The 20,939-nt window shown below is 39.4% G+C and carries 21 protein-coding genes and 1 other annotated feature; of the genes, 16 read left to right on the top strand and 5 right to left on the bottom strand.

What is annotated here, in order from left to right; genetic code table 11:
• Window positions 1–6: 6 nt before the first annotated feature.
• The 3 genes from AC1TO5_RS15420 to aguB all read left to right on the top strand — a co-directional run bounded on the left by AC1TO5_RS15420 (window position 7) and on the right by aguB (window position 4,041).
• Window positions 7–1,761: a sensor histidine kinase gene (locus AC1TO5_RS15420; RefSeq protein ID WP_482063725.1), complete on the top strand. Its 1,755-nt coding sequence runs from the start codon at window positions 7–9 to the stop codon at window positions 1,759–1,761.
• 84 nt (window positions 1,762–1,845) lie between these two features.
• Entirely contained in the window at window positions 1,846–2,883 is a 1,038-nt protein-coding gene (locus AC1TO5_RS15415) for an agmatine deiminase family protein (protein ID WP_482063724.1), read from the top strand.
• Between the two features lie 276 nt (window positions 2,884–3,159).
• The gene (gene aguB / locus AC1TO5_RS15410) at window positions 3,160–4,041 is read left to right on the top strand and encodes an N-carbamoylputrescine amidase (RefSeq protein WP_482063723.1); all 882 of its coding nucleotides are present in this window, start codon (window positions 3,160–3,162) and stop codon (window positions 4,039–4,041) included.
• Between the two features lie 72 nt (window positions 4,042–4,113).
• On the opposite strand, the gene AC1TO5_RS15405 is transcribed toward aguB, so the two are convergent.
• Window positions 4,114–4,701 carry an NAD(P)H-dependent oxidoreductase gene (locus tag AC1TO5_RS15405; RefSeq protein ID WP_482063722.1) on the bottom strand — a complete coding sequence of 196 codons (588 nt, stop codon included), beginning with the start codon at window positions 4,699–4,701 and terminating at the stop codon, window positions 4,114–4,116.
• A gap of 121 nt (window positions 4,702–4,822) precedes the next feature.
• On the opposite strand from AC1TO5_RS15405, the gene AC1TO5_RS15400 reads away from it, so the two are divergent.
• A complete protein-coding gene (locus AC1TO5_RS15400; RefSeq protein ID WP_482063721.1) occupies window positions 4,823–5,257 on the top strand; it encodes a MarR family winged helix-turn-helix transcriptional regulator in 435 nt (144 codons plus the stop codon).
• Window positions 5,258–5,387: 130 nt separating this feature from the next.
• Here the strand turns inward: AC1TO5_RS15400 and AC1TO5_RS15395 are convergent, their stop codons facing one another.
• Window positions 5,388–5,960, bottom strand: a complete 573-nt coding sequence (locus AC1TO5_RS15395) for a DoxX family protein (RefSeq protein ID WP_482063720.1) — start codon at window positions 5,958–5,960, stop codon at window positions 5,388–5,390.
• A 195-nt stretch (window positions 5,961–6,155) separates the two neighbouring features.
• On the opposite strand from AC1TO5_RS15395, the gene AC1TO5_RS15390 reads away from it, so the two are divergent.
• The 9 genes from AC1TO5_RS15390 (at window position 6,156) to rlmN (ending at window position 13,578) form a co-directional block, all read left to right on the top strand.
• Window positions 6,156–6,833, top strand: coding sequence for an HNH endonuclease (locus AC1TO5_RS15390; RefSeq protein ID WP_482063719.1), 678 nt, complete (start codon window positions 6,156–6,158; stop codon window positions 6,831–6,833).
• A gap of 224 nt (window positions 6,834–7,057) precedes the next feature.
• Complete coding sequence (locus AC1TO5_RS15385; protein WP_482063718.1) at window positions 7,058–8,053, top strand: FecCD family ABC transporter permease; 996 nt, start codon at window positions 7,058–7,060, stop codon at window positions 8,051–8,053.
• Between the two features lie 2 nt (window positions 8,054–8,055).
• The gene (locus AC1TO5_RS15380; RefSeq protein ID WP_482063717.1) at window positions 8,056–8,829 is read left to right on the top strand and encodes an ABC transporter ATP-binding protein; all 774 of its coding nucleotides are present in this window, start codon (window positions 8,056–8,058) and stop codon (window positions 8,827–8,829) included.
• Between the two features lie 17 nt (window positions 8,830–8,846).
• Complete coding sequence (locus AC1TO5_RS15375) at window positions 8,847–9,374, top strand: HugZ family pyridoxamine 5'-phosphate oxidase (protein ID WP_482063716.1); 528 nt, start codon at window positions 8,847–8,849, stop codon at window positions 9,372–9,374.
• A gap of 22 nt (window positions 9,375–9,396) precedes the next feature.
• Window positions 9,397–9,843 carry a DinB family protein gene (locus tag AC1TO5_RS15370; RefSeq protein WP_482063715.1) on the top strand — a complete coding sequence of 149 codons (447 nt, stop codon included), beginning with the start codon at window positions 9,397–9,399 and terminating at the stop codon, window positions 9,841–9,843.
• 201 nt (window positions 9,844–10,044) lie between these two features.
• Entirely contained in the window at window positions 10,045–10,314 is a 270-nt protein-coding gene (locus tag AC1TO5_RS15365; protein WP_482063714.1) for a translation initiation factor 2, read from the top strand.
• Window positions 10,315–10,457: 143 nt separating this feature from the next.
• Window positions 10,458–11,033 (top strand): sigma-70 family RNA polymerase sigma factor, encoded by a 576-nt coding sequence (locus AC1TO5_RS15360; RefSeq protein ID WP_482063713.1) that lies wholly within the window; start codon window positions 10,458–10,460, stop codon window positions 11,031–11,033.
• Complete coding sequence (locus AC1TO5_RS15355; protein WP_482063712.1) at window positions 11,033–12,346, top strand: DUF4179 domain-containing protein; 1,314 nt, start codon at window positions 11,033–11,035, stop codon at window positions 12,344–12,346. The genes AC1TO5_RS15360 and AC1TO5_RS15355 overlap by 1 nt, the downstream gene beginning before the upstream one ends.
• Window positions 12,347–12,513: 167 nt before the next feature.
• Window positions 12,514–13,578, top strand: coding sequence for a dual-specificity RNA methyltransferase RlmN (gene rlmN, locus AC1TO5_RS15350; protein WP_482063711.1), 1,065 nt, complete (start codon window positions 12,514–12,516; stop codon window positions 13,576–13,578).
• A gap of 287 nt (window positions 13,579–13,865) precedes the next feature.
• On the opposite strand, the gene trpS is transcribed toward rlmN, so the two are convergent.
• A complete protein-coding gene (gene trpS / locus AC1TO5_RS15345) occupies window positions 13,866–14,849 on the bottom strand; it encodes a tryptophan--tRNA ligase (protein ID WP_482063710.1) in 984 nt (327 codons plus the stop codon).
• 57 nt (window positions 14,850–14,906) lie between these two features.
• Window positions 14,907–15,156, bottom strand: a binding site (T-box leader).
• Window positions 15,157–15,280: 124 nt separating this feature from the next.
• Here trpS and AC1TO5_RS15340 point away from each other — a divergent pair.
• From AC1TO5_RS15340 to AC1TO5_RS15330, 3 genes are all read left to right on the top strand, one after another.
• Complete coding sequence (locus AC1TO5_RS15340) at window positions 15,281–15,742, top strand: MarR family winged helix-turn-helix transcriptional regulator (protein WP_482063709.1); 462 nt, start codon at window positions 15,281–15,283, stop codon at window positions 15,740–15,742.
• A gap of 167 nt (window positions 15,743–15,909) precedes the next feature.
• Window positions 15,910–16,521, top strand: a complete 612-nt coding sequence (locus AC1TO5_RS15335; protein WP_482063708.1) for an alpha/beta hydrolase — start codon at window positions 15,910–15,912, stop codon at window positions 16,519–16,521.
• A 268-nt stretch (window positions 16,522–16,789) separates the two neighbouring features.
• Window positions 16,790–17,716, top strand: a complete 927-nt coding sequence (locus AC1TO5_RS15330) for an NAD(P)/FAD-dependent oxidoreductase (protein WP_482063707.1) — start codon at window positions 16,790–16,792, stop codon at window positions 17,714–17,716.
• An 83-nt stretch (window positions 17,717–17,799) separates the two neighbouring features.
• Here the strand turns inward: AC1TO5_RS15330 and AC1TO5_RS15325 are convergent, their stop codons facing one another.
• The gene (locus AC1TO5_RS15325; protein ID WP_482063706.1) at window positions 17,800–18,366 is read right to left on the bottom strand and encodes a beta-class carbonic anhydrase; all 567 of its coding nucleotides are present in this window, start codon (window positions 18,364–18,366) and stop codon (window positions 17,800–17,802) included.
• A 158-nt stretch (window positions 18,367–18,524) separates the two neighbouring features.
• Window positions 18,525–20,807 carry an ATP-binding protein gene (locus tag AC1TO5_RS15320; RefSeq protein ID WP_482063705.1) on the bottom strand — a complete coding sequence of 761 codons (2,283 nt, stop codon included), beginning with the start codon at window positions 20,805–20,807 and terminating at the stop codon, window positions 18,525–18,527.
• Window positions 20,808–20,939 lie beyond the last annotated feature (132 nt).

The raw sequence follows: 20,939 nt of genomic DNA, 5'->3' as shown, positions 1-20,939 counted from the left end.
GATTATATGCCAAGAAGAAACAGTATTTTTATGAAGTTTCTAGCGATTATGTTAGCGGCCACGTTAATTATTTCTGTCGTACTTACGTTAGCGACTTCGAGCATCTCGGAAAAACTTTTATTGAAGCAAATTACGCAAAATGCGTCAGTCAATATGACGCTTGTGCGCGACGAATTGCTTAAATATAACGAACAAATAGTCAATACGATGATCCGTATTAATAATAGTGATGCGTTTAAGCAATATTTGACGCAGCCAACAAAGTCAACGCTCGATCAACTGAATATTATTATCGATTTAGGCAGATATATTGATACGTATCAGGACTATCTTAGCCCCGACCAAACTCATTTTATCGTTGCAGGTATCGGTGAGAACAAAGATCGTAATTACTCAAGTAATGCATTGAAATGGGATCGTGTTCCTTCAAATATTATTGAGGATTATATGGTTCAAGAAGGCCTAGTGCAGCAAAGAATACTGTATCATGGTAGTCAAAATCTCTTTGCTGATTCGGTGCCATATGAGCGATATATATTTGCAACGAAGCCGTTGATGGACACGTTTCAAAGACAAATGTACGGCTACGCTATCGTTATTATGAATGAACAGACGATTTTTGAACGATACAGCCCCTATCTATCGGATGGTGCAGAAATTTCACTAGTAACTTCTGCTGGGAATGTGATGTCGAGTAGCGTGCGGGATACTACGAATGTGTATCGTCCAGAGTTGCTTGAATATGCGAAAATCGGCGGAGAGCGTGAGGATTATGGATTAATGACCAAGGATGATACGACTTATATTTCATTCTATATCCCTGAATTTGATGCTTATTTGCTACAAGAAATTGATGGGAATATCGCTTTTGCGCCATTGAAAAAGATTGCTTATCGTATTGCTGAAGTGGTTATAATTGTATTATTGTTAATTATTATATCGGTCTATTTTTTAACGCGTAAAATTACGAAGCCACTATATGAGCTTGTGGACACAATGCAAAATGCAAAGGTAGATTCCTTGCAGAGCCATCCGCTCCAGGAAAGTGTAAGCTATGAGATTAAAGTCGTAACGAAAACGTACAACCATCTAGTGAAGGAAATTGATCTCTATACGAATCGCTTAATAGTCGAACAGAATGAGCGTCGCAAGGCAGATCTTAGTGCATTGCAGATGCAAATTAATCCTCATTTCCTATATAATACGTTAACCTCGATTAAATATTTGGCGAAGATGAACCGAATTGATGATGTGGATCGGACGATTACGAGCTTAAGTACAATGCTACAAAATACGATTGGCTCGACGGAAGATATCGTAACCGTAGAGCATGAAATCGAAAATTTGAAGCATTATGTGTATATCAATAAGATTCGTTATGGCGAGCAAGTTGACGTACTGTTTGATATACGTCAAGATTGCATGGATTTGTATATTCCCAAATTAATTATTCAGCCCTTTGTTGAAAATGCGTTTTTCCACGCCTTCCCTAGTATGCGAAAAGGTACGATTCATATTTTCATTAGACAGCAGGCGGATCGTCTATTAATTGAAGTGCTAGATGATGGTGTTGGTGCCCAAGAAAACAAAGAGCGCATCAAGAAACGTTCCGTGTCTGGTATAGGCATTGATAATGTTCATCATCGTATTGGATTGTTGTATGGATCGAAATACGGCGTTGAATTAGAAAGTGCAAGTGGCTATGGGACAGCGGTCAAGATTAGTTTACCAATCGTGCAAAACATTAGCGTCGAACAATAAATATTTTTAGTATATAATGATTGTTGTTATTACCTATTACAACGATTATTCGTAAATTAGAACTTATACAATGCGGAGGGAATTATGAATCCTAGAACAGAGCAATTTTCAATGCCGGCGGAGTGGACAAGCCACGAGCGCACATTTATTTCATGGCCGATTCAATCATCGATGGTATATCCTGAAACGTACGCTGACGTTTGTACAGCCTACGCTGAAATTATTATAGCAATGGCAGAATTCGAGCCTGTAACAGTTATTGTAAATGGTGCAGATGAAGCTGCAGTACAAGCTCAAGTAGGAAGCAATCATAATTTTGCAGTAGATTGCTTAGTTATTGAGCATAATGATGCTTGGTTACGTGATAATGGCCCAACTTTTGTTACAACAACGGACGGCAAGCTTGCTGGTGTCAACTGGGGCTTTAATGCATGGGGTGGCAAATATACACCTTGGGATCTTGATGATGCTGTAGCACCGCAAATTATTGGGCATATTGGTGCAACGCAATTTGATGCTCCGCTTGTGATGGAGGGCGGCTCGATTCATGTTGATGGTGAAGGTACGTTGCTAACAACGGAAGAATGCTTGTTGAATGTGAATCGTAATCCTGATCTATCTCGTGAGCAAATCGTTGAGCTGTTGAAGCAATATGTGAATATAGAAGAAGTTATTTGGTTGAAAAATGGATTAAGTGGCGATGAAACAGATGGTCATATTGATAATATCGCATGCTTCGCTGCGCCAGGGAAAGTCATTATGCAAGTTTGTTATGATCCAAGTGATGATAACTACGCGATTACTCAAGAAAACCTACAAATACTACGCGATACGGTAGATGCGCAAGGTCGTCAATTAGAAATTATTGAAATTGAGCAACCACCTGCTGTTTATTTGGAGGACTCTCGATTGACATTAAGTTATTTGAATTTCTATTTCGTAAATGGCGGTATTATTTTACCTATATTCGGTGGTACAGCTGAAGAGACAGATCATAAAGCGATAGAAGTGCTAGCGGGATTATACCCAGAACGTCGAATTCGTACGGTCAATGGGATGGGGGTTGTGGGTGAGGGTGGCAATGTGCACTGCACAACTCAACAACTCCCTTCCGTGAGGTAGCTCAAATAAGCCACTCGTGATCACGATGTGTATGCTGAAGTAGCGTATTCGACGGCGAATATGCCCTCCATCAAAAGCCTGTGTGTGCTCGTGTACCAATAACGTACACTGTGCTACTCGTTTTTGCTGAAGTGCATCTTCTTGGTGCTGACAAGCGACAAATTTGAGCTTTTATTGAAAAGGTAGCTCAAATAATTGCTACCGAACACTCGAGGAGTATTTTTGGAAGATTAAGCTGTGGTGTAAATATAAATTCATTAAAAAGGAGTTTTTGTTATGAGAAATGTGAAGGTTGCAGCTACGCAGATGAGCTGTGAGGCTACTCGCGAAGAGAATATTGCGAAGGCGGATCGCTTTGTGCGTGAAGCAGCGGCGCAAGGTGCGCAAATTATTTTACTACAAGAATTATTTGAAACTTATTATTTCTGTCAGAAGGAAAAGGCGGATTATTACGCTTATGCAACGGAGCTAGCGAAAAATCCTGCAATCCTACATTTCCAACAAGTAGCGAAAGAGCTGCAAGTGGTATTGCCAATTAGCTATTACGAGAAGAAAAACAATGCTCGTTATAATTCTGTTGTCATTATTGATGCTGACGGAGAGATTCTTGGTCAATATCGTAAAAGTCATATTCCAGATGGTCCAGGCTATGAAGAGAAGTTTTATTTCAATCCGGGCGATACGGGATTTAAGGTATGGGATACGAAATATGCGAAGATTGGTGTCGGCATTTGCTGGGATCAATGGTACCCAGAAGCAGCGCGTTGTATGGCTTTGATGGGGGCAGAGATTCTGTTCTACCCTACAGCGATTGGCTCTGAGCCGCAAGATGGCGACATTGATTCGAAGGATCACTGGCAAGTATGCATGCTTGGACATGCAGGCTCTAATCTTGTTCCTGTCGTAGCCTCCAATCGTGTCGGAGTGGAAAGTGATGAGGATTCCTCTATTACGTTCTATGGTGCTTCATTTATTGCAGGTCCGCAAGGAAATAAAGTAGCAGAAGCGGGTCGCTCTGAGGAAACGGTACTTGTGGCTGAGTTTGATCTTGATCAAATCGAAACGATGCGGATTGAATGGGGAGTTTTCCGTGATCGTAGACCGGATTTGTATAAAATTCTAGGTACTTACGACGGGGAACAAACATTTTTGAAATAAGATGAATATAAAGAGCAGCCTCCAAGTATCACACATAACTACTTGAAGGCTGCTTTTTTTTGTTCGATCAGATTAAGCACGCACCATATTGAAATAACGATAAATTTTCTGTTGTTTTTGTACATGTTTACCTTTTGGGCTTTCGGAGAAGCCGAATTCAAAAAACTTTACATGACGAATACCGACGAAATTAAATAATGCTTTTCTCATTAATATTTTATGAGCATTATTCAACCATACTAGCGGATAGAAAGTCGGTCCCTTCATCGTTGAGATGCAAACGACCGATTTCCCTTTTAGCAGCCCTTTTGGCAATAATCCCAACGCATCGCGATAGGCAAACTCTGAAGCAAACAATTGATCAATATACCCTAGCAGCATTGCTGGAGGTCTCCCCCACCAAATCGGATATACCATTACAATTTTATCAGCCCATAATAGCTGCTCTCTATACTTTTCAAGCTGAGGATCTTTGTGCATATCTCTGCGGCGATGCTCGGTGTCAAAAAATAGGACAGGGTTAAAATTTTCTTCATAAAGATCTAGCACACGAATATCTTGAATGAGCTTATTTTCCTTAGCGCCCTTTATAACGGCTTCGAATAGTGAATAATTATAGCTTTGATGATTAGGATGGGTATAGATAACGAGCATGTTCATCGGGATACATCTCCTTTAGTTATCAATTGATAACTAAAATGTAGCATACCGTTAAATTAGTTGTCAATTAATAATTGTTTTTCGATAATTAATTTGCTATGTTGTCATAAGAGGTGATCCTTTGGACAAGTACGCATTATTTCAACAATTTATTCCTTTCATATCTTCGGTTCATCAAATTTCACATGATATGGCCAAAGATGTGAAGGTTGATCATATTACACCGGTTCAATATAAAATTATGGAGTATTTAGCGGTGAGTCCGCCTGCATTGCTCAGTGATATTAGTGATTGCATGAAGATGTCGATGCCAAATACGAGCCGTGAGTTGAAAAAGCTCACAGAGCAGCAGCTTGTTCAAAAAATCGTTGATGTCAGCGACCGGCGTAAATATTATATCCATCTTACGCAGCAAGGGAAGATGATGATGAATGAAGCCTTTGCTCAAATATATACCCAATTTATTGCGAGGATTGAAGATCTTTCTGATGCAGAATTAATAGAGGTGGAGACTGCGCTTCATACGCTTCATTCTAAAGTTTTTTATACTCAATAATGGAGTGACAATGGAATTTAATCATTAATAATAAACATGCAAAAAAAGAGATTTCTACGAGGGCTAATTCCCTCATAGAAATCTCTTGCGTCAATGCATCTAGCGAGATGCATTTCATTTACTAAAATGATTAGGCATCGATCGCAGCTTCGCTACCCTCTTCAGCTTTTTTCTTTTTTCCAGACCATGGCGTACCTAGTAAAGGAAGTGCCCAACGGTCAAGACCATACCAACCAGCGTTTTTCCATGCTAATACTAACCAAGTTGCTAGAATGAATAATACAGGGTTAGAGCTTACTGTTCCTGCTAATAGGAAGCTTACGTTCATTAGACCACCAAAGAATGCGGCAATACCAGTAAGTAAACCAACGATTAGACCAAGACCGATAAGAACTTCACCGAAAGCTACGAAATAAGAAAATACTTTTGCATTCGGAATGACAAAGTTTTCAATGAACGTAGCATACCAAGACGTTACGTCTTTACCTTCGGCTGCTTTAGCAAGTGCGCCGCCCATAAATCCTTTAATGGCAGCACCAGCGTTTTCTCCAACCCATGCATCATTATTAATTTTGCCCCAGCCTGCAGTAATCCAAGCATAACCAACGTAAAGGCGAACAGCTAGCCAAAACCAAGCCGCTTGTGTACTACTGAATAAAAAGCGAGATACTGGGTTTTCAGGTATGATAACAGCTTTACTCATTATAATCTCCTCCAAAAAAATGAATGTTATTGTTTTCTTAATAGCTTAAGTATAAAGGAGTAACCATTATAGTGGAAGTGACTTTTCTCACAATCATGGAAAAAACATGGAAAAGAGGATATTAGGATAAGTGAAAAGTATAAGCGCATTTGTGGTATAATTTCTATATCATCAATCGGATGGAAGGTTAATATTATGGTTGAAACAAGTAAGAAGTATTGTATAAGCTGTGGTCAAGAGAAACCGATTAGTGAATTTTTAAGGCGGACAGGTCGTCGTGAAAGTCAAAATAGTCGTCGCGGAACGTGTAAGCGCTGCAGACAAGCGGGAACTTCGATATCCACTCGTGGACAAGTTACTGAAACATTATCGTGCTCAGCTCCTCATAATACGGGAAGAGCCAAATGGACAAGAAAGAAAAGACAGCCTACCTCTTACCATCGGCAATCACCAAACAATGAAAATAGTATTGTTCGTGCTGATGATATTAGACCAACCGCACGCGGTGTTGTAAGGATGCGTGGGCGATCAGATACAGGTCGTAGATGGTATGAAGAGATCGATCCTCCGCAAGCTAAAGTACTTGTTAAGGAAGGTGCCGCGATTATTATTAATCCATACACGATTCGTATGGTCTATAGTAGTAAAGAGTTTCGACGATTTATTCTTATGCGAGATCATCATACTTGCCATTATTGTGGTGAAAGCGGAGATACGATTGATCATTTATTACCACGTGCCAAGGGTGGTTATACGACTCCTGCCAATTGCGTATGTGCATGCTTAACTTGCAATCAGCAAAAAGGAAATCTTACAACTGAGCAATTTATGAAATACTTATTTATGCAATCGCAAGATATTGTGGGAGTATGACTCTACTAACATTTGTTGAACAACAATGTAGTGTAGAGTCTTTTTTTATGGTGTGAACCATATCTATGTATTGATAATAATTATCAATATCGTTATAATTGAATGGATGGCTCACTTGTAGCTGGAAATAATAATGAAGCAATAGATTATGCTTATGAAGTAACTTTTCATTGAAGAGAAGTGTATCGAGAAGTCCGTGAAAAGTTTTAGGAGGTGCACAGGTAGTGTTTGAGGGATCGACAAGAAAGAAGTCAGCTATGATTGGAATTGCAGGCATCGTACTGGTCCTCTCTGCACTTTTTGCTATTGGTATAGGCAGTGTAAGCGTTAATCCTATTGTTACCCTGCAAACCTTGCTTGGAAACGGTGACGATACTAGTTCCGTTATATTATGGGACATTCGTATGCCGCGAGTTATACTAGCATTAATTGTGGGAGCAAATCTAGCAATTTCAGGTGCACTTTTGCAAGCTGTTGTCCAGAATCCATTAGCAGATCCAGGAGTTACTGGCGTATCAAGTGGTGCGGCAACGGCAGCACTATTCATTATGCTCGTTATGCCGCAATCAAGTTTCTTTGTTCCAGTAGCTGCTATTGGTGGCGGATTGATTGCTGCGGCTATGGTATATACTATGGCATGGCAACGTTCTATCGGCTTTCAGCCCGTAAGAATTATATTATCAGGAGTTGCAGTTAATGCGATATTTGGTGGGCTAATGGGTTTACTACAATTGCTTTATAGTGATCGTCTACCTGCTGCTGTTCAATGGATGAATGGTAGTTTGGCAGGAATCGACATGAGTGATGTATCGTTTATTTTACCTTATTCCATTGTAGGATGGATTGTTGCATTATTGTGTATACGCAAAATTAATATATTACGTCTTGGTGAACAGACAGCGCATAATTTGGGACAGAATATGAATCGCGTTCGGTTAATGTTATCGATACTAGCTGTATTCCTCGCAGCGATTTCCGTATCAATGGTAGGGTTAGTAGGATTTGTCGGTCTAGTCGTACCCCATATATCTCGTATGCTTATTGGTTCAGACTTTAGATTTAGCTTACCATTTAGCATTTTGCTAGGTGCAATCATGCTCCTTATTGCTGACATGATCGGTCGTTCTTTGTTTGGAGCGATTCAGATTCCTGCTGGTATCGTCATGGCAATGATTGGCGGTCCATACTTCTTGTATCTTATGCGGAAGGGCGGAGCATAGTCATGCTATCGATTAAAGATATTGCCATTAATTATTCGGATAAACAGATTATTAGAAATGTATCATTACAAGTGAACGATGGGGAAATTGTGTCCATTATTGGTCCCAATGGAACCGGTAAGTCGACCATTCTTAAAGCGATCTCCAAGCGAATTAACGTAGCAAGTGGCGAGATTTCGTTCGATCATCAAGCATTAACAGATATGTCGATTAAAGATATATCCAAATTAATGTGTATGGTATCGCAATCGAACACAAGTCCACATGATATGACCGTAGGTGAGTTAGTTAGCTATGGACGTTTGCCCTATAAGAAATGGTATGAACGGATGACGGCAGAGGATGCTGAAATTGTACAGTGGGCGCTAGAGCAGACACATATGGCAGAGTATCGCGATCGGTTAGTTTATAAATTATCTGGCGGTGAGGCACAGCGAGCTTGGCTTGCAATGGCTTTAGCACAAAAGCCGCGGATGCTATTGCTGGATGAGCCGACAACCTATCTAGATATTGCACATCAGCTTGAAGTGCTTGAATTAGTGAAACGATTGAATTCCGAATTAGGAATTACGGTCGTTATGGTGTTACATGATCTGAATCATGCCGCTTTGTATAGTGATCAAATTTGTGTGATCAACGATGGCGTAGTTAGAGCGTATGGTACGCCAAGTGAAATTATCACAACAGAATTAATTCGAGATGTATATGGCGTGGAAGCTGAAATTAATTTGAATAATGAGGTACCACGCATTCATATAATAAAAAAAGTAACGTGAGGAAGAGTGATGAAGAGATGATGAATATTAAACCGATGGATTTGAATGTGTTGAAGGAGAACTATCAGCAATTAGTAGGTGGCATGAAATCTATTTTTCTAGGAACAATCGATGCAGGAGGCAACCCGTTCTTATCTTATGCGCCATTTGTTGAGCATGAAGGAAAAGTGTATGTCTACCTTAGTCGTATTGCTGAGCATTATCAAAACATGGAAAACAATGCAGCAGTTGACGTAATGTTAATTGCTGATGAATCAGCATCGAAAAACATTTTTGCTCGTGAGCGTGCACGCTTTAAGGGGCAAGCTGCCAACGTTGGTAACGAAGGCTACGAAGCTGTATTCGAGAAGTTTGCGCAAAGATTTGGTGCTCCGACATTCAATATGTTACGTACACTTGATTTCTCACTATTCGAACTTACACTAGCTAATGGTCGTTATGTTATTGGTTTTGGTCAAGCGTTTGATGTTGATTTTGCTGGCGAGCATTTCGATCATATTAACCGTGACGCACATGGTCTAGATGGAAAACCAGAAAGTAAATAGTTGATTTTGGAGGTATAGCGTTATGAACACAGAAACAATTATCGCAATGTGGGAGTCCTTACAAGGTCGTTTCCACAAGCTGGTCAAGGAATTACCACAGGAAGCACTGAACCTTGCTATTGGTCCTGCTTCGGTCGGTCATATGATCAGACATAGCGCTGAAGTTGAATTTGTTTATGCAGAATGGGTTTTCGGAGTTCCGAAGCCTGCTGATCTGGAGTATCATACGCTACGAGGTCCAGGTAACTCAGCTGTCGAATTCAATAATGTAGATGAGCTAGTAGCTTTGCTTGAAGCTTCTAATGCAATGATCATTGCTGCTATGAAGGCTTTGCCAGAAGAAGATTGGAACAAAGAAGTGAAAACGCCGCGTGGCATATTTTCTCCACTAGATGCAATCTCGCAGTTGATGTACCATACTGGGATTCATGCAGGACAGATTTCATTAATGCAAAAGCACGCACAATAAGAACTTATACATAATTGAATACAGGAGCGATCTAGGTTATCATTTTTTCGGAAATGACTACTTTGATCGCTCTTTTTTATTATCTGGAAAATTAGCATCCGTATATGGGCGTAGTTAGAATGGTACATAAGTGTGTTTGTCATATTTGAAATGATCAAATTTCATTGTGTGGGCATAAAGTAAGTAAGGGAGGGAAGTCGGGTGGAAAAGAAAAAAAATAATAACAGTGAACAAAATAGTGATGCAGAAGACAGATACATTGCGAAACTTGCATTTTGGGGTGGAGCACTTGCTACAATAGCTGATGGAATTGCCGCTGTTTCTGCGGGTTTGGCACTTCAACAATTTGACAAAAAAAAGAATCAAAGTTCCGATGATCAATCTGATTTAGAACAACAAATTGAACAAATGCAAAAGCAAATTGATCAACTAACATATAAAATAGAAAAGATGGAGCGTAAGAAAAGATGAACCCTCAAAAAAGAGATAATATTAACAGCAAACATTGTAATCCACTCTCATTTGGAGTGGATTTTTTATCTTCTTTGCAGTTAGATGGATATAGATGAAAAAAATTACAGTCAATTGAACGAAATGAACGTGTGGAAAGTCTAATGCATATAGCGACCAAACCAAAGGGATGGGGTGATGACAATATGACGAATGATAAGCTTGAGCTTGTGAAATATGCTATAGCAGGTAATGAAGCTGCTTTTGTTCAGTTAATGCAGCAATATGAACATTCTCTCTATAGGGTTGCCTATAGCTATATGCGTAACGAGCATGATGCGATCGAAGCGATGCAGGAGCTTACTTATCGTAGCTATCGGAATATAAGCTCACTGAAGGAGCCGCAATATATTCGGACGTGGCTAACTAGAATACTAATTAATATTTGTCATGATATGTTACGCAAGCAGAAGCGGGAAATACCGAGTGATCTAGTAGTTGATCAATGCACGGAGCATCATGCGGACCATCGATCGGAGCAAAATACAGAAATAGAACTGTTAGATACACTGTCGAATTTAAATGATGAGCAAAGAGAGCTTATTGTGATGAAATATATCGAGGATCGCACGAATACAGATATTGCTCAGTCACTCAATATTCCAGAAGGAACAGTGAAATCTAGATTGCATTATGCACTTCGTAAATTACGATTATTGTTCAAGGAGGAGGGGATATAATGGAGAAGGAAGTCGTGGATCACTATGAACGCTATGCTGAAGAGCTTGACAGCATTGTTGTGCCTACAGAGCAATTAGCAGAGGCTAGAATGAATGGAATGAATCAAGTGAAGAGGGAGCGTGCTAGAGCAAAACAGCACATATGGATACGTAATACTAGTATCGTAATGGGAATACTGATTATTTTCTTCACAAGTATACGGATCTCACCTGTATTTGCTAGTACAGTAGCGAAAATACCTGGGATGGATCGAGTGGTCGATCTTATTACATGGGATAAAGGTATTGAAGATATTATGGATCAGCAATATTATGAACCATTGAATATTAAAGTAACGAATAATGATTTTACGCTAACGTTAGATGGTATTATCGCTGATGAATCTGGGATGATCGTGTTCTATACGCTAGAAGCACCGTACGATATTTCGAGATTGGATACTAATAATGTTCAAATAATGCAAAATGGAGAAGGTATCCAGGCAGGATATTCTTATTCATGGCATGGATTGGATCCGACAAATATTATAAAAGATAAAATCGTACTAGATACGCCGGATCCGATCAGCTATGAGAACATGAGCTTTAGCCTAGAGCTGGACTTTAAGGATGAGCATAATACAAGCTTCTCTATTCCATTTACATTACAACTACCAATTGCTGCTACTAAGCATTATGAATTGAACAAGGAGATTATCATTGATGGACAGCGATTAACGGTACAATCGTTAAGTATTTCACCGTTACGTGCACAGGTTGAGCTAGCGCTTGATGAGCACAATACGATGCAATTACTTAACATTCGAGATATTAAGTTAGTCGATGAGCATGGTGAAGAGTGGGGCGGAATTCGTAATGGAACTACTGTATGGGGGTCAATGCGTAATGGTAAAGTTGTATATAATATTCAAAGTAACTACTTCCGTGAACCAGAGCAATTAACATTGCATTTAGGAGGTATTGAAGCGTTACTTAAAGGTCAGGATTATATTGAGGTGGATTTTGAGCGTAATGAATTGCTATATGTACCTGAGCTGCTTGATGTTGACTTAGAAGTAATTAACTCTCGTTCATTACGTTGGAAGCTTGATGTAGTGGGTGACTCACCGAAAAACGTGTCATTCTTCCCAGCGATTGACGCAGAAGGAACACTAATTCACTCTAATTCAGGTAGTAGTCACTCTACAGATGAATATAAAGAATCTGTAAACAATTATGATTTGAGTGAGGTCGTCAATCCTGTTCGAATTTATGTTAATTCCTATCCATCATACCTTGATGGTAGTGTTGAAATAGCCATTCCTCTACAATAGTTATAGGGGTCATCACTTGCCTTGAACTTACTACTTGTATTGTGGTGATAATTTTGGGAAAATAGAAAGCAGAATATATACGACAATAGAGGAGCTTATCATAACACCATGAGCAGTAACGTATTGCCGCATAGATCATGTGATAAGTGAAAAGAGGATATAGTGAGATGAAAGAATCAATATATGGGTTAACATTTGAGCAATTAGTGGAGTGGCTTGAGGAACGTGGTCAGAAGCGTTCTCGTGCCCTTCATGTATGGCGTGCAATGTATCGTAATCGCGTCCGTTCATTTGCAGAAATGTCTGAGGTGAATAGTGCGACGGTAGAGATTCTAGAAGAGCATTTTATTCTAGAAACGTTATCAGAGCATACACGTCAGCAATCACAGGATGGTACGGTGAAATTTTTATTCCAGCTTGCTGATGGTAATCTGATCGAGACGGTGTTGATGCGCCATAAGTTTGGACTATCGGTTTGTGTTACGACACAAGTGGGCTGTAATATCGGTTGTAGCTTCTGTGCAAGTGGATTGATTGCGAAGAGCCGTGATCTAACGAGTGCGGAAGTTACTGAGCAAATTATGCAGGTACAATTTTTCTTAGACGGTCATAACAAGAACGAAAAAGTAAGTCACATCGTTGTGATGGGTATTGGTGAACCATTCGATAACTTTGTGCATATGTCTAATTTTATCCGTACAGTGAAGGATCATAATGGTCTTGCGATTGGTCCGCGTCATATTACTGTATCGACGAGTGGGATTGTTAATATGTTCAAACCATTTACCGATAGCGATCTTGGTGTTAACTTAGCCATTTCTCTACATGCGCCAAACAATGAGCTTCGCTCACGCATTATGAAGATCAATAAAGCTTACCCGCTAGAGAAGCTTATGCCTGCGATTGATTATTACTTGAATAACTCTAATCGTCGTGCAACGATTGAATATATACTATTGAAGCATGTCAATGATCAGCCGGAGCATGCGCTTGAGCTTGCTGAATTAATGATGCCACGTAAAGACCTCGTGAACGTCAACTTAATTCCGTATAACCCGGTAGATGAGCATAGCCAGTATCAGCGAAGTGAGCAAGATGATATTCGTGCTTTCTATGATGTGTTGAAAAAGCAAGGGATTAGCGTAAGTGTGCGTCTGGAGCATGGTGCTGATATCGATGCAGCATGTGGACAATTACGCAGTAAACAGCTAGATAAAGCATCGAATAATTAATGGTGGAATAACTTAATAGGCTCTCTCGAAAGTAACTAACTTTCGAGAGAGCCTATTTATGATGTGGAAGTATGGTTATCCCAAAGTGAGCTCAGTTGTGATAAACAGTGCAAAATGTTTCGTTGATCAGTTTCAAATACCCCTAATGGTGCTAAACAGCACAAAAAGTTTCATTAATTAGCTCGATTGGAGCCTCAAATCCAAAAATAACGAAAGAAGTTTCATTAATTGGTGGCGCCAAGAAGTTATTTGCAACTGTGTCGGTGCAGGCACTATTAAATTCTCTATTACAATACAAGCAACCCCATGTTTTGCTTCGCTTTCGTCAGTGTATCATTTGCTACAGCTGCAGCACGCTCTGCTCCATCACGAAGAATAGCATCTAGCTCAGAGGAGTTGACGATATCATGGAATTTTTGTTGAATCGGCTCAAGCTTAGTAATGACAACTTCAGCAATTTCCTTCTTAAAGTTACCGTAGCCTTGACCTTCAAAATGCTTCTCAACCGCTGGAATATCCATATCAGCGAATACAGAATAAATCTCAATGAGGTTACTAACAGCAGGCTTATTCTCCCAATCATAGCGTACAGACATATCAGAATCTGTTACAGCTCGCGAGAATTTTTTGCGGATAACAGCAGGCTCATCCAGCATTAGAATATAGCTGCTTATATTGGGATTAGATTTGCTCATTTTGCTCGATGGATCATCAAGTCCCATAATACGAGCGCCAGTTTCTTGAATAATTGGCTCAGGTACTTTAAACGTCTCACCATAGCGATTGTTAAAGCGATTAGCTAAGTCACGAGTAAGCTCAACATGCTGCTTCTGGTCATCACCTACAGGAACATGTGTCGCTTGATATAGTAAAATATCGGCAGCCATTAATGCAGGGTAAGTGAATAGTGCGGAGCTTACTACATCTTTACCATCGGATTTGTCTTTGAATTGCGTCATACGACTTAGCTCGCCGAAATGTGCCTGTGTTTCCATAATCCAACCTAGCTCAGCATGGGCAGAAACTTGTGATTGTAGAAAGATTGCCGAACGTTTCGGATCAATGCCAGCAGCGACATATAGAGCAGCCAATTCACGTGAACGTTGATGAAGCTCCTTCGGATCTTGATATACGGTTAAAGCATGTAGATCAGGGATGAAATAGAAGCATTCAAATAGCTCCTGATTACGCACAAATTGACTTAATGCTCCTGAGTACCCACCAATATTAAGTTCTCCACTTGGTTTAATGCCTGATAGTATACGTTTCATGTACGAACACCTTACTTTCTTTTAATTTAAATACAAAAAAGCTCCGCCCCTAAAAACATAAGGGACGAAGCATTATACTCCGCGGTACCACCCAAATTCGATTATTCAATCGCACTTGATCGCTCAATAACGGTGAGCTCCGTCAATGCCTACTAATGACAGTTATTGCATTGGCAATATACATGAACATGTTCAGGTTGAGGCGAAAAGATCCATTCATCTACAGGCATGTGCCGAACTTCTCACCAGTTATCGGCTCGCTTATGACATGCATCATTAGACTACTATTTCTCTTCATTGCTGTTTCCTATATAATTGTTAATAGCATACTTATTAATGAGAAATTAGTCAAGTTAGCAAATTGGGGAGATTGACATGATATCATCAACATGTTATCTTAATATTAAGATAAAAGAAAAAGGGGCATAACGATGAGCGAAACAAAGCGTTATGAACAAGTGGAAGATGCATTAGAATTATATATTGCATTATCGCGTGCTAACCAATGGGTAAGCTCACATGGAGATCGGGATATTCGTGCGCATGGCTTGAATCGTACAGAATTTGGCGTACTTGAATTACTATATCATAAAGGGCCGCAGCCATTACAACAAATTGGCAATAAGGTGCTAATGAGTAGCGGTAATATTACGTATGTAATTGACAAATTAGAAAAAAAACAGCTCGTAAGACGGAGAGTGTCTACGGAAGACCGTCGCTTAATCTATGCTGAAGTAACGGATGCTGGTTCGGAGTTTATAGAGCGGGTATTTCCTACTCATGGCTGTGTGATCCGTGACGCTGTAGCCGGTCTTACGCTAGAGGAGCAGCATCAAGCAACGATACTACTGAAGAAGCTTGGAAAGTTTGCAGAAGAAAGCTATAAGGGCTAGAAGCCCTAGAAGCCCTAGGTAGCTTTCTGTCACATATCTTAATATTGAGATAGTGCGGTGATGATCACGCTTGTTATTTAATTCGATTATTGAATTATACCTTTAGAATGCAATCGGTAATTTAAAGGGACAATGAATGTAAGAATATGAATTGGAGGGAATTAAAGATGAAACATATTTATGAAGCGGGAACAACGCAGGATAGCCAAGTGCTATTACTATTGCATGGTACTGGTGGCAATGAGAATGATCTAATACCTCTGGCACGTATTGTTGATCCGGATGCGGCAATTTTAAGTGTGAAAGGTAATATTGAGGAAAATGGAATGCCACGTTTCTTCCGCCGACTTGCTGAGGGAGTGTTTGATGAGGCAGATTTGATCTTCCGTACACAGGAGCTTAAGCAGTTCGTGGACGATGCTGCTATCCAATATGGATTTAACCGTAATAAAGTTGTTGCACTAGGATATTCTAATGGTGCTAATATTGCTGCAAGTATGCTATTCCATTATGCAGATGCACTTCAAGGAGCGATGATGCATCATCCAATGGTGCCGCTTCGCAATATAGTGCTACCACAGTTAAGCGTCGTCGGTTGCTTTATTGCAGCTGGAGAGAATGACCCGATCTGTACTTCAGCAGAATCGAATGAGCTAGCGGCATTGTTACAAGGAGCTGGTGCAGATGTTCAACTGCATTGGGAGCGCCATGGTCATCAGTTAACTCGTACAGAAGTAGATGCTGCAAAAGTATGGTATGAAGCGCGATTCAAGTCGTAATACTTCATTTCATCGGCGGGACGATAGAGCTTTAGATTATGTGTTCGAACGAAAATGTACATTTTGAACATGCCATACAATTATAGTCCACAGTCCGAAATTTCGAGTAAAAAGTCTGCATAGACCATAAAATTAAAGTCCATGCATCACGTAGCGATCAATGAAGCGGCATGGTTGAATAATAAATTATTCAACTATGTGCTCGCAAAAGCATGCCTACTCGTTTTGTAACATATGATGTGTTAACAAGGATTAGGATGTGATCGGGATGATATGTGCCGTTATTGGTGGTGGGCCAGCTGGATTGAATGCTGCGCTGTTGCTTGCTCGGTCTAGACATAAAGTATTTCTTTTTGATAATGCAAAACCTCGTAATGCTGTCACTGAAGCGATGCATGGCTTTATAACGCGCGAAGGGACTTCACCCCTCAAATTTCGCAAATTAGCTCAGCAGGAGTTGGCGCAGTTTAAGCATGTGAAGCAATATCAGTCCACGATTACAGACATTAAGCGCGGCAACAATGGAATATTTACAATAACGACAGCTCAAGGTAAAAAGATCCAAGTAAATAAAGTATTACTTGCCACGGGATTACAGGAATCGTTACCATCCATTCGCAACATTGCTCACTACTACGGACGCTCCGTATTCAGTTGTCCTTATTGTGATGGCTATGAGCTGCGAGATCGAGCGCTAGCTATATTTACAGAGGCTAACAATGTCGTATCTCTTGCATCTCTCCTGCAGCAGTGGAGTAAGCGTTTATTTGTATTTACGAACGGGAAATACAAACTAACGACTTCGGAGAAAGAACTGTTGAAGGCGATGAATATTGCGATCTATGAACAACCAATCGCTCAATTAGTTGGGCAAAAGGGGCAGCTACAAGGAGTATTACTGAAGGACGGTAGCAAAGTTAATTGTACGGGTGGATTTGTCTCTACATATTGGAGACATGCTGGAGCATTAGCTACTGAATTAGGTTGTAGGCTAACAGAACAAGGCGGAATTTGGCAGGATGGTAAAGGGAGAACGAGTATTCAAGGTGTTTATGTGGCAGGAGATATGGCCCATGTATCGCCTGCCCAAGCTGTAATTGCGGCAGGTGATGGTGTGAAGGCTGCCATAAGTATGAATCAGGATGCAGCTCAGCAGCGCTTAACGAAAGTTCAGGCGATCATTCGCCAGCAATAAACATAACAAGGCATTTTCATGTAAACCAGGAGATAAGCTACACCTGATAAACATAAAAATGCCTCTTTGTTATACTAATTTATTTATTCACGATAATCTTCTACTAATAATTCAAGCTCGCCTGTCTCTGGATCCATAATAAAGCCATGAACAGGGATAGCTTTCGGAAATAATGGATGATTGCGAATCATTTTGACGCTATGCATGACACCATGCTCAGGGGCTGTAAAGCCACGCAGAAATTTCTCCATACGAATACCTGAACGTTCCAGCGTTTCGATAACTAACGGATCGACTCCACCTTTTTCAATCATTTTATTAACTAGGCCATCACTATCAAGGTTTGTCATACCGCAGCCGTGGTGTCCGATAACAATAACTTCTTCTGCATTTAATTCGTATATAGCAACCAGAATACTACGCATTGCAGATCCGAATGGCTGAGTCAATACTGCGCCGGCATTTTTAATGAATTTAACATCGCCATTGCGTAGATTTAATGCTTTTGGTAATAACTCCATTAGTCTTGTATCCATACAAGTTAAAATCGCAATTTTTTTCTCTGGATATTTATCAGTTAAATACTTTTCATATTCTTTTTCTTCTACAAAGGTCTTATTGAATTCCATTAAATTTTTCACGATACTCATCTGTAATCCTCCTAAAACTATTCGTGCTTTCGTATACTGCGTTTGATTTCGATAACTACTATTATTCTCTTCTTTTCTGAACAAGTCAAATGTTCCTATATAGAGAAAAAGTAAAGAGATAAGCAGAAAAACTCAAATATCCTCACTTCATAAACCAATTATATGGTGTATGTTGGAAAGTCTGGTGCTGGTAATACAATAGTTACGGTAGTGCCAAAACCTAATTTACTCGAAAAGTTAATCGTACCCTGATGATTAGCAATAATTTGCTGTGAGACAAGCAGTCCTAAGCCATTTCCGTCTTGTTTATTCGTATAGAAAGGCTCGAAAAGATGCATCAATGACTCTTCAGATATACCTACCCCGTTATCAAATATCGTAATTTCGACATACTGGTCTAGTTTGTAAATTCCAATTTCTAGAATGCCATCCTCATTCATCGCCTCTACACTATTTTTAATAAGATTGACGAACATTTGCTTCAAGTTACTTTCTACACCATTAATAAGTGGAACGTCTTCGTCAATGTGCGTAATTACTGAAATTTGTCCCATAGCTCCTGATGTTTTCATTAGTAGCACGATATCGTTAATGAGAGTCACAATATTAGTAGGCAGCAAATTCGCTACTTGAGGCTTTGACATAACGAGAAACTGTCCAACAATTAGATCCATATGGTCAATTTCTTTCATAACTAGCTTCATATGATGTTCAGGCATAAGCCCATTTCGAGAGTTAAGCTTCAAAAATCCTTGAATAGTAGTAAGCGGATTACGAATTTCATGAGCAATACTTGCTGCAAGCTGTCCAATAGCAGAAAGCTTCTCATTTTTCACAAGTAACTCTTCCGTATGTTTACGGGCAGTGATATTTCGTGTAATCATTGCGATAGCTACAATCAGTCCTTGCTCATCTCGAATACCAGATAAAGTCATACTTACGTCAATGGGATGGTTAGATTTCGTATACATAATGGTTTCATAGCTCGTTATCGCATGACCTCTAATGACCTGTTCGATTAACTGTTCATAGCTTGCTCTATCTGTATCAGAGAAGTTACAAAGCGGTTCTCCAACAAGCTCGACGCTATCCCATTCAAACATACTTTCAAAGGCATCGTTAACTTGCATAATTTTATAGTTGAAATCGACAATATGAACAGCATCAGTTGTATGCTTGAAAAATGATTCAAGATATTGTTTCATATTTCTTAATTCAATATTCGTTTGTTTTAATTCATTCGTATATCGTGACAAGTTATTACCCATCGTATTCACTTGACTAGCTAATAATCCGAACTCATCAGAGCTTGTATGAACAAGCGACGTATGGAACTGGTTCATGGAAATTGCATTTACTTTGTACATTATTTTAGTTAGCGGAGAAGTTAGTAGTTCCGCGATAAAATAACTACCGACAATAGTAACGAGCAATAGTATTATGGCGATAATAATATGATCAACGAATTGCCTATGCGTGTCTTCCATTAATATATGTTTGTCAATAACAATACCAATGACATACGGTTCATGATCTTCTATTGGAATAAATGTTCGAGTTAATGAAGTATCACTAACATTAAATTCAGTCGTAACTGCCTGATTTTCTTCCAAAGCAAGATGGACGGAATGAATGTCAGATTCTAAATTTTTATAATGATATGACCCAAATGAAATATCACGGACATCTAAATTATAAACAGGTTTACCTTGTTTTAACTTAATAATTTTTTCTTTCCCGAAAAAGGTAGGGTTAAAAGCAGTAATTTCCAGCAACGCATCATTCTCAGCAAGTAACTGGGAAATAATCCGATCGTTTCCGTCAATATAGCCATCAGAAAAAGATCTATCTGTATTGAGTGCTGTGTTAATCATATAATTTGTTTTGCCAGTATAATAATATCCCCATTTATTAATTTTTGAAGGGTCTGTTACCGCAAAGTTAAAAGGTCCTGCATAAAAGTTGGTAGAATGTTCCCCTTGCTCCACCGTTACAGGACGTAAATTCATTACGTCTTTTAATGCTATATCCCAATAATCCCACGATTTGGAACGTAAATTCACCTCATTAGGATTGGATGAAAGTACGGATACTAATTCGTCTTCTTGCATAACCCAAAGTGTAATATCATCAAGGTCTAGTCGTAATTTTAATGCTTCTAGTTGTTCTGTCGTTACATTAGCAATATCAGGATCCAATATTTCCTCTACGGTTTGTGCTGAGGCCTTCAACCGCCTTGCAAGCTCGTTCTCAATATTACGATTGGTAGACTCAATTAATGTAATTGTAATGGCAAGCTGTTTGGCGACGGTTGCTACTTGTAATTCAACGTTATTTTCTTGAACACGAATAGCATTAATTTGTGAAAATACAACGTTTAATACAAGGATTAAAAGCACAATAAGAGATATGGATAGTGACAGCTTAGAACGAATAGACATACATATCCCTCCATGCGCAAGTTTCTATTCTATACTTAATTAGACAAAAATCGACAAAATCCTTCTTAATCCCCAGTAAATAAGTATAAATTAAAACTTATTGCGTTGACAACAGTTAAATGTCGATAAATC

Source organism: Paenibacillus sp. Y930, assembly GCF_056786375.1.
The sequence above is the reverse complement of the archived record's forward strand: the minus strand, read 5'-3'. Positions and strand labels throughout refer to the sequence as shown.

Coding starts and splice junctions, on each gene's coding strand:
- AC1TO5_RS15420 (WP_482063725.1), top strand. CDS start 7: ATGCCAAGAAGAAACAGTATTTTTATGAAGTTTCTAGCGATTATGTTA.
- AC1TO5_RS15415 (WP_482063724.1), top strand. CDS start 1,846: ATGAATCCTAGAACAGAGCAATTTTCAATGCCGGCGGAGTGGACAAGC.
- aguB (WP_482063723.1), top strand. CDS start 3,160: ATGAGAAATGTGAAGGTTGCAGCTACGCAGATGAGCTGTGAGGCTACT.
- AC1TO5_RS15405 (WP_482063722.1), bottom strand. CDS start 4,701: ATGAACATGCTCGTTATCTATACCCATCCTAATCATCAAAGCTATAAT.
- AC1TO5_RS15395 (WP_482063720.1), bottom strand. CDS start 5,960: ATGAGTAAAGCTGTTATCATACCTGAAAACCCAGTATCTCGCTTTTTA.
- AC1TO5_RS15390 (WP_482063719.1), top strand. CDS start 6,156: ATGGTTGAAACAAGTAAGAAGTATTGTATAAGCTGTGGTCAAGAGAAA.
- AC1TO5_RS15380 (WP_482063717.1), top strand. CDS start 8,056: ATGCTATCGATTAAAGATATTGCCATTAATTATTCGGATAAACAGATT.
- AC1TO5_RS15375 (WP_482063716.1), top strand. CDS start 8,847: ATGATGAATATTAAACCGATGGATTTGAATGTGTTGAAGGAGAACTAT.
- AC1TO5_RS15370 (WP_482063715.1), top strand. CDS start 9,397: ATGAACACAGAAACAATTATCGCAATGTGGGAGTCCTTACAAGGTCGT.
- AC1TO5_RS15360 (WP_482063713.1), top strand. CDS start 10,458: ATGCATATAGCGACCAAACCAAAGGGATGGGGTGATGACAATATGACG.
- AC1TO5_RS15355 (WP_482063712.1), top strand. CDS start 11,033: ATGGAGAAGGAAGTCGTGGATCACTATGAACGCTATGCTGAAGAGCTT.
- rlmN (WP_482063711.1), top strand. CDS start 12,514: ATGAAAGAATCAATATATGGGTTAACATTTGAGCAATTAGTGGAGTGG.
- trpS (WP_482063710.1), bottom strand. CDS start 14,849: ATGAAACGTATACTATCAGGCATTAAACCAAGTGGAGAACTTAATATT.
- AC1TO5_RS15340 (WP_482063709.1), top strand. CDS start 15,281: ATGAGCGAAACAAAGCGTTATGAACAAGTGGAAGATGCATTAGAATTA.
- AC1TO5_RS15335 (WP_482063708.1), top strand. CDS start 15,910: ATGAAACATATTTATGAAGCGGGAACAACGCAGGATAGCCAAGTGCTA.
- AC1TO5_RS15330 (WP_482063707.1), top strand. CDS start 16,790: ATGATATGTGCCGTTATTGGTGGTGGGCCAGCTGGATTGAATGCTGCG.
- AC1TO5_RS15325 (WP_482063706.1), bottom strand. CDS start 18,366: ATGAGTATCGTGAAAAATTTAATGGAATTCAATAAGACCTTTGTAGAA.
- AC1TO5_RS15320 (WP_482063705.1), bottom strand. CDS start 20,807: ATGTCTATTCGTTCTAAGCTGTCACTATCCATATCTCTTATTGTGCTT.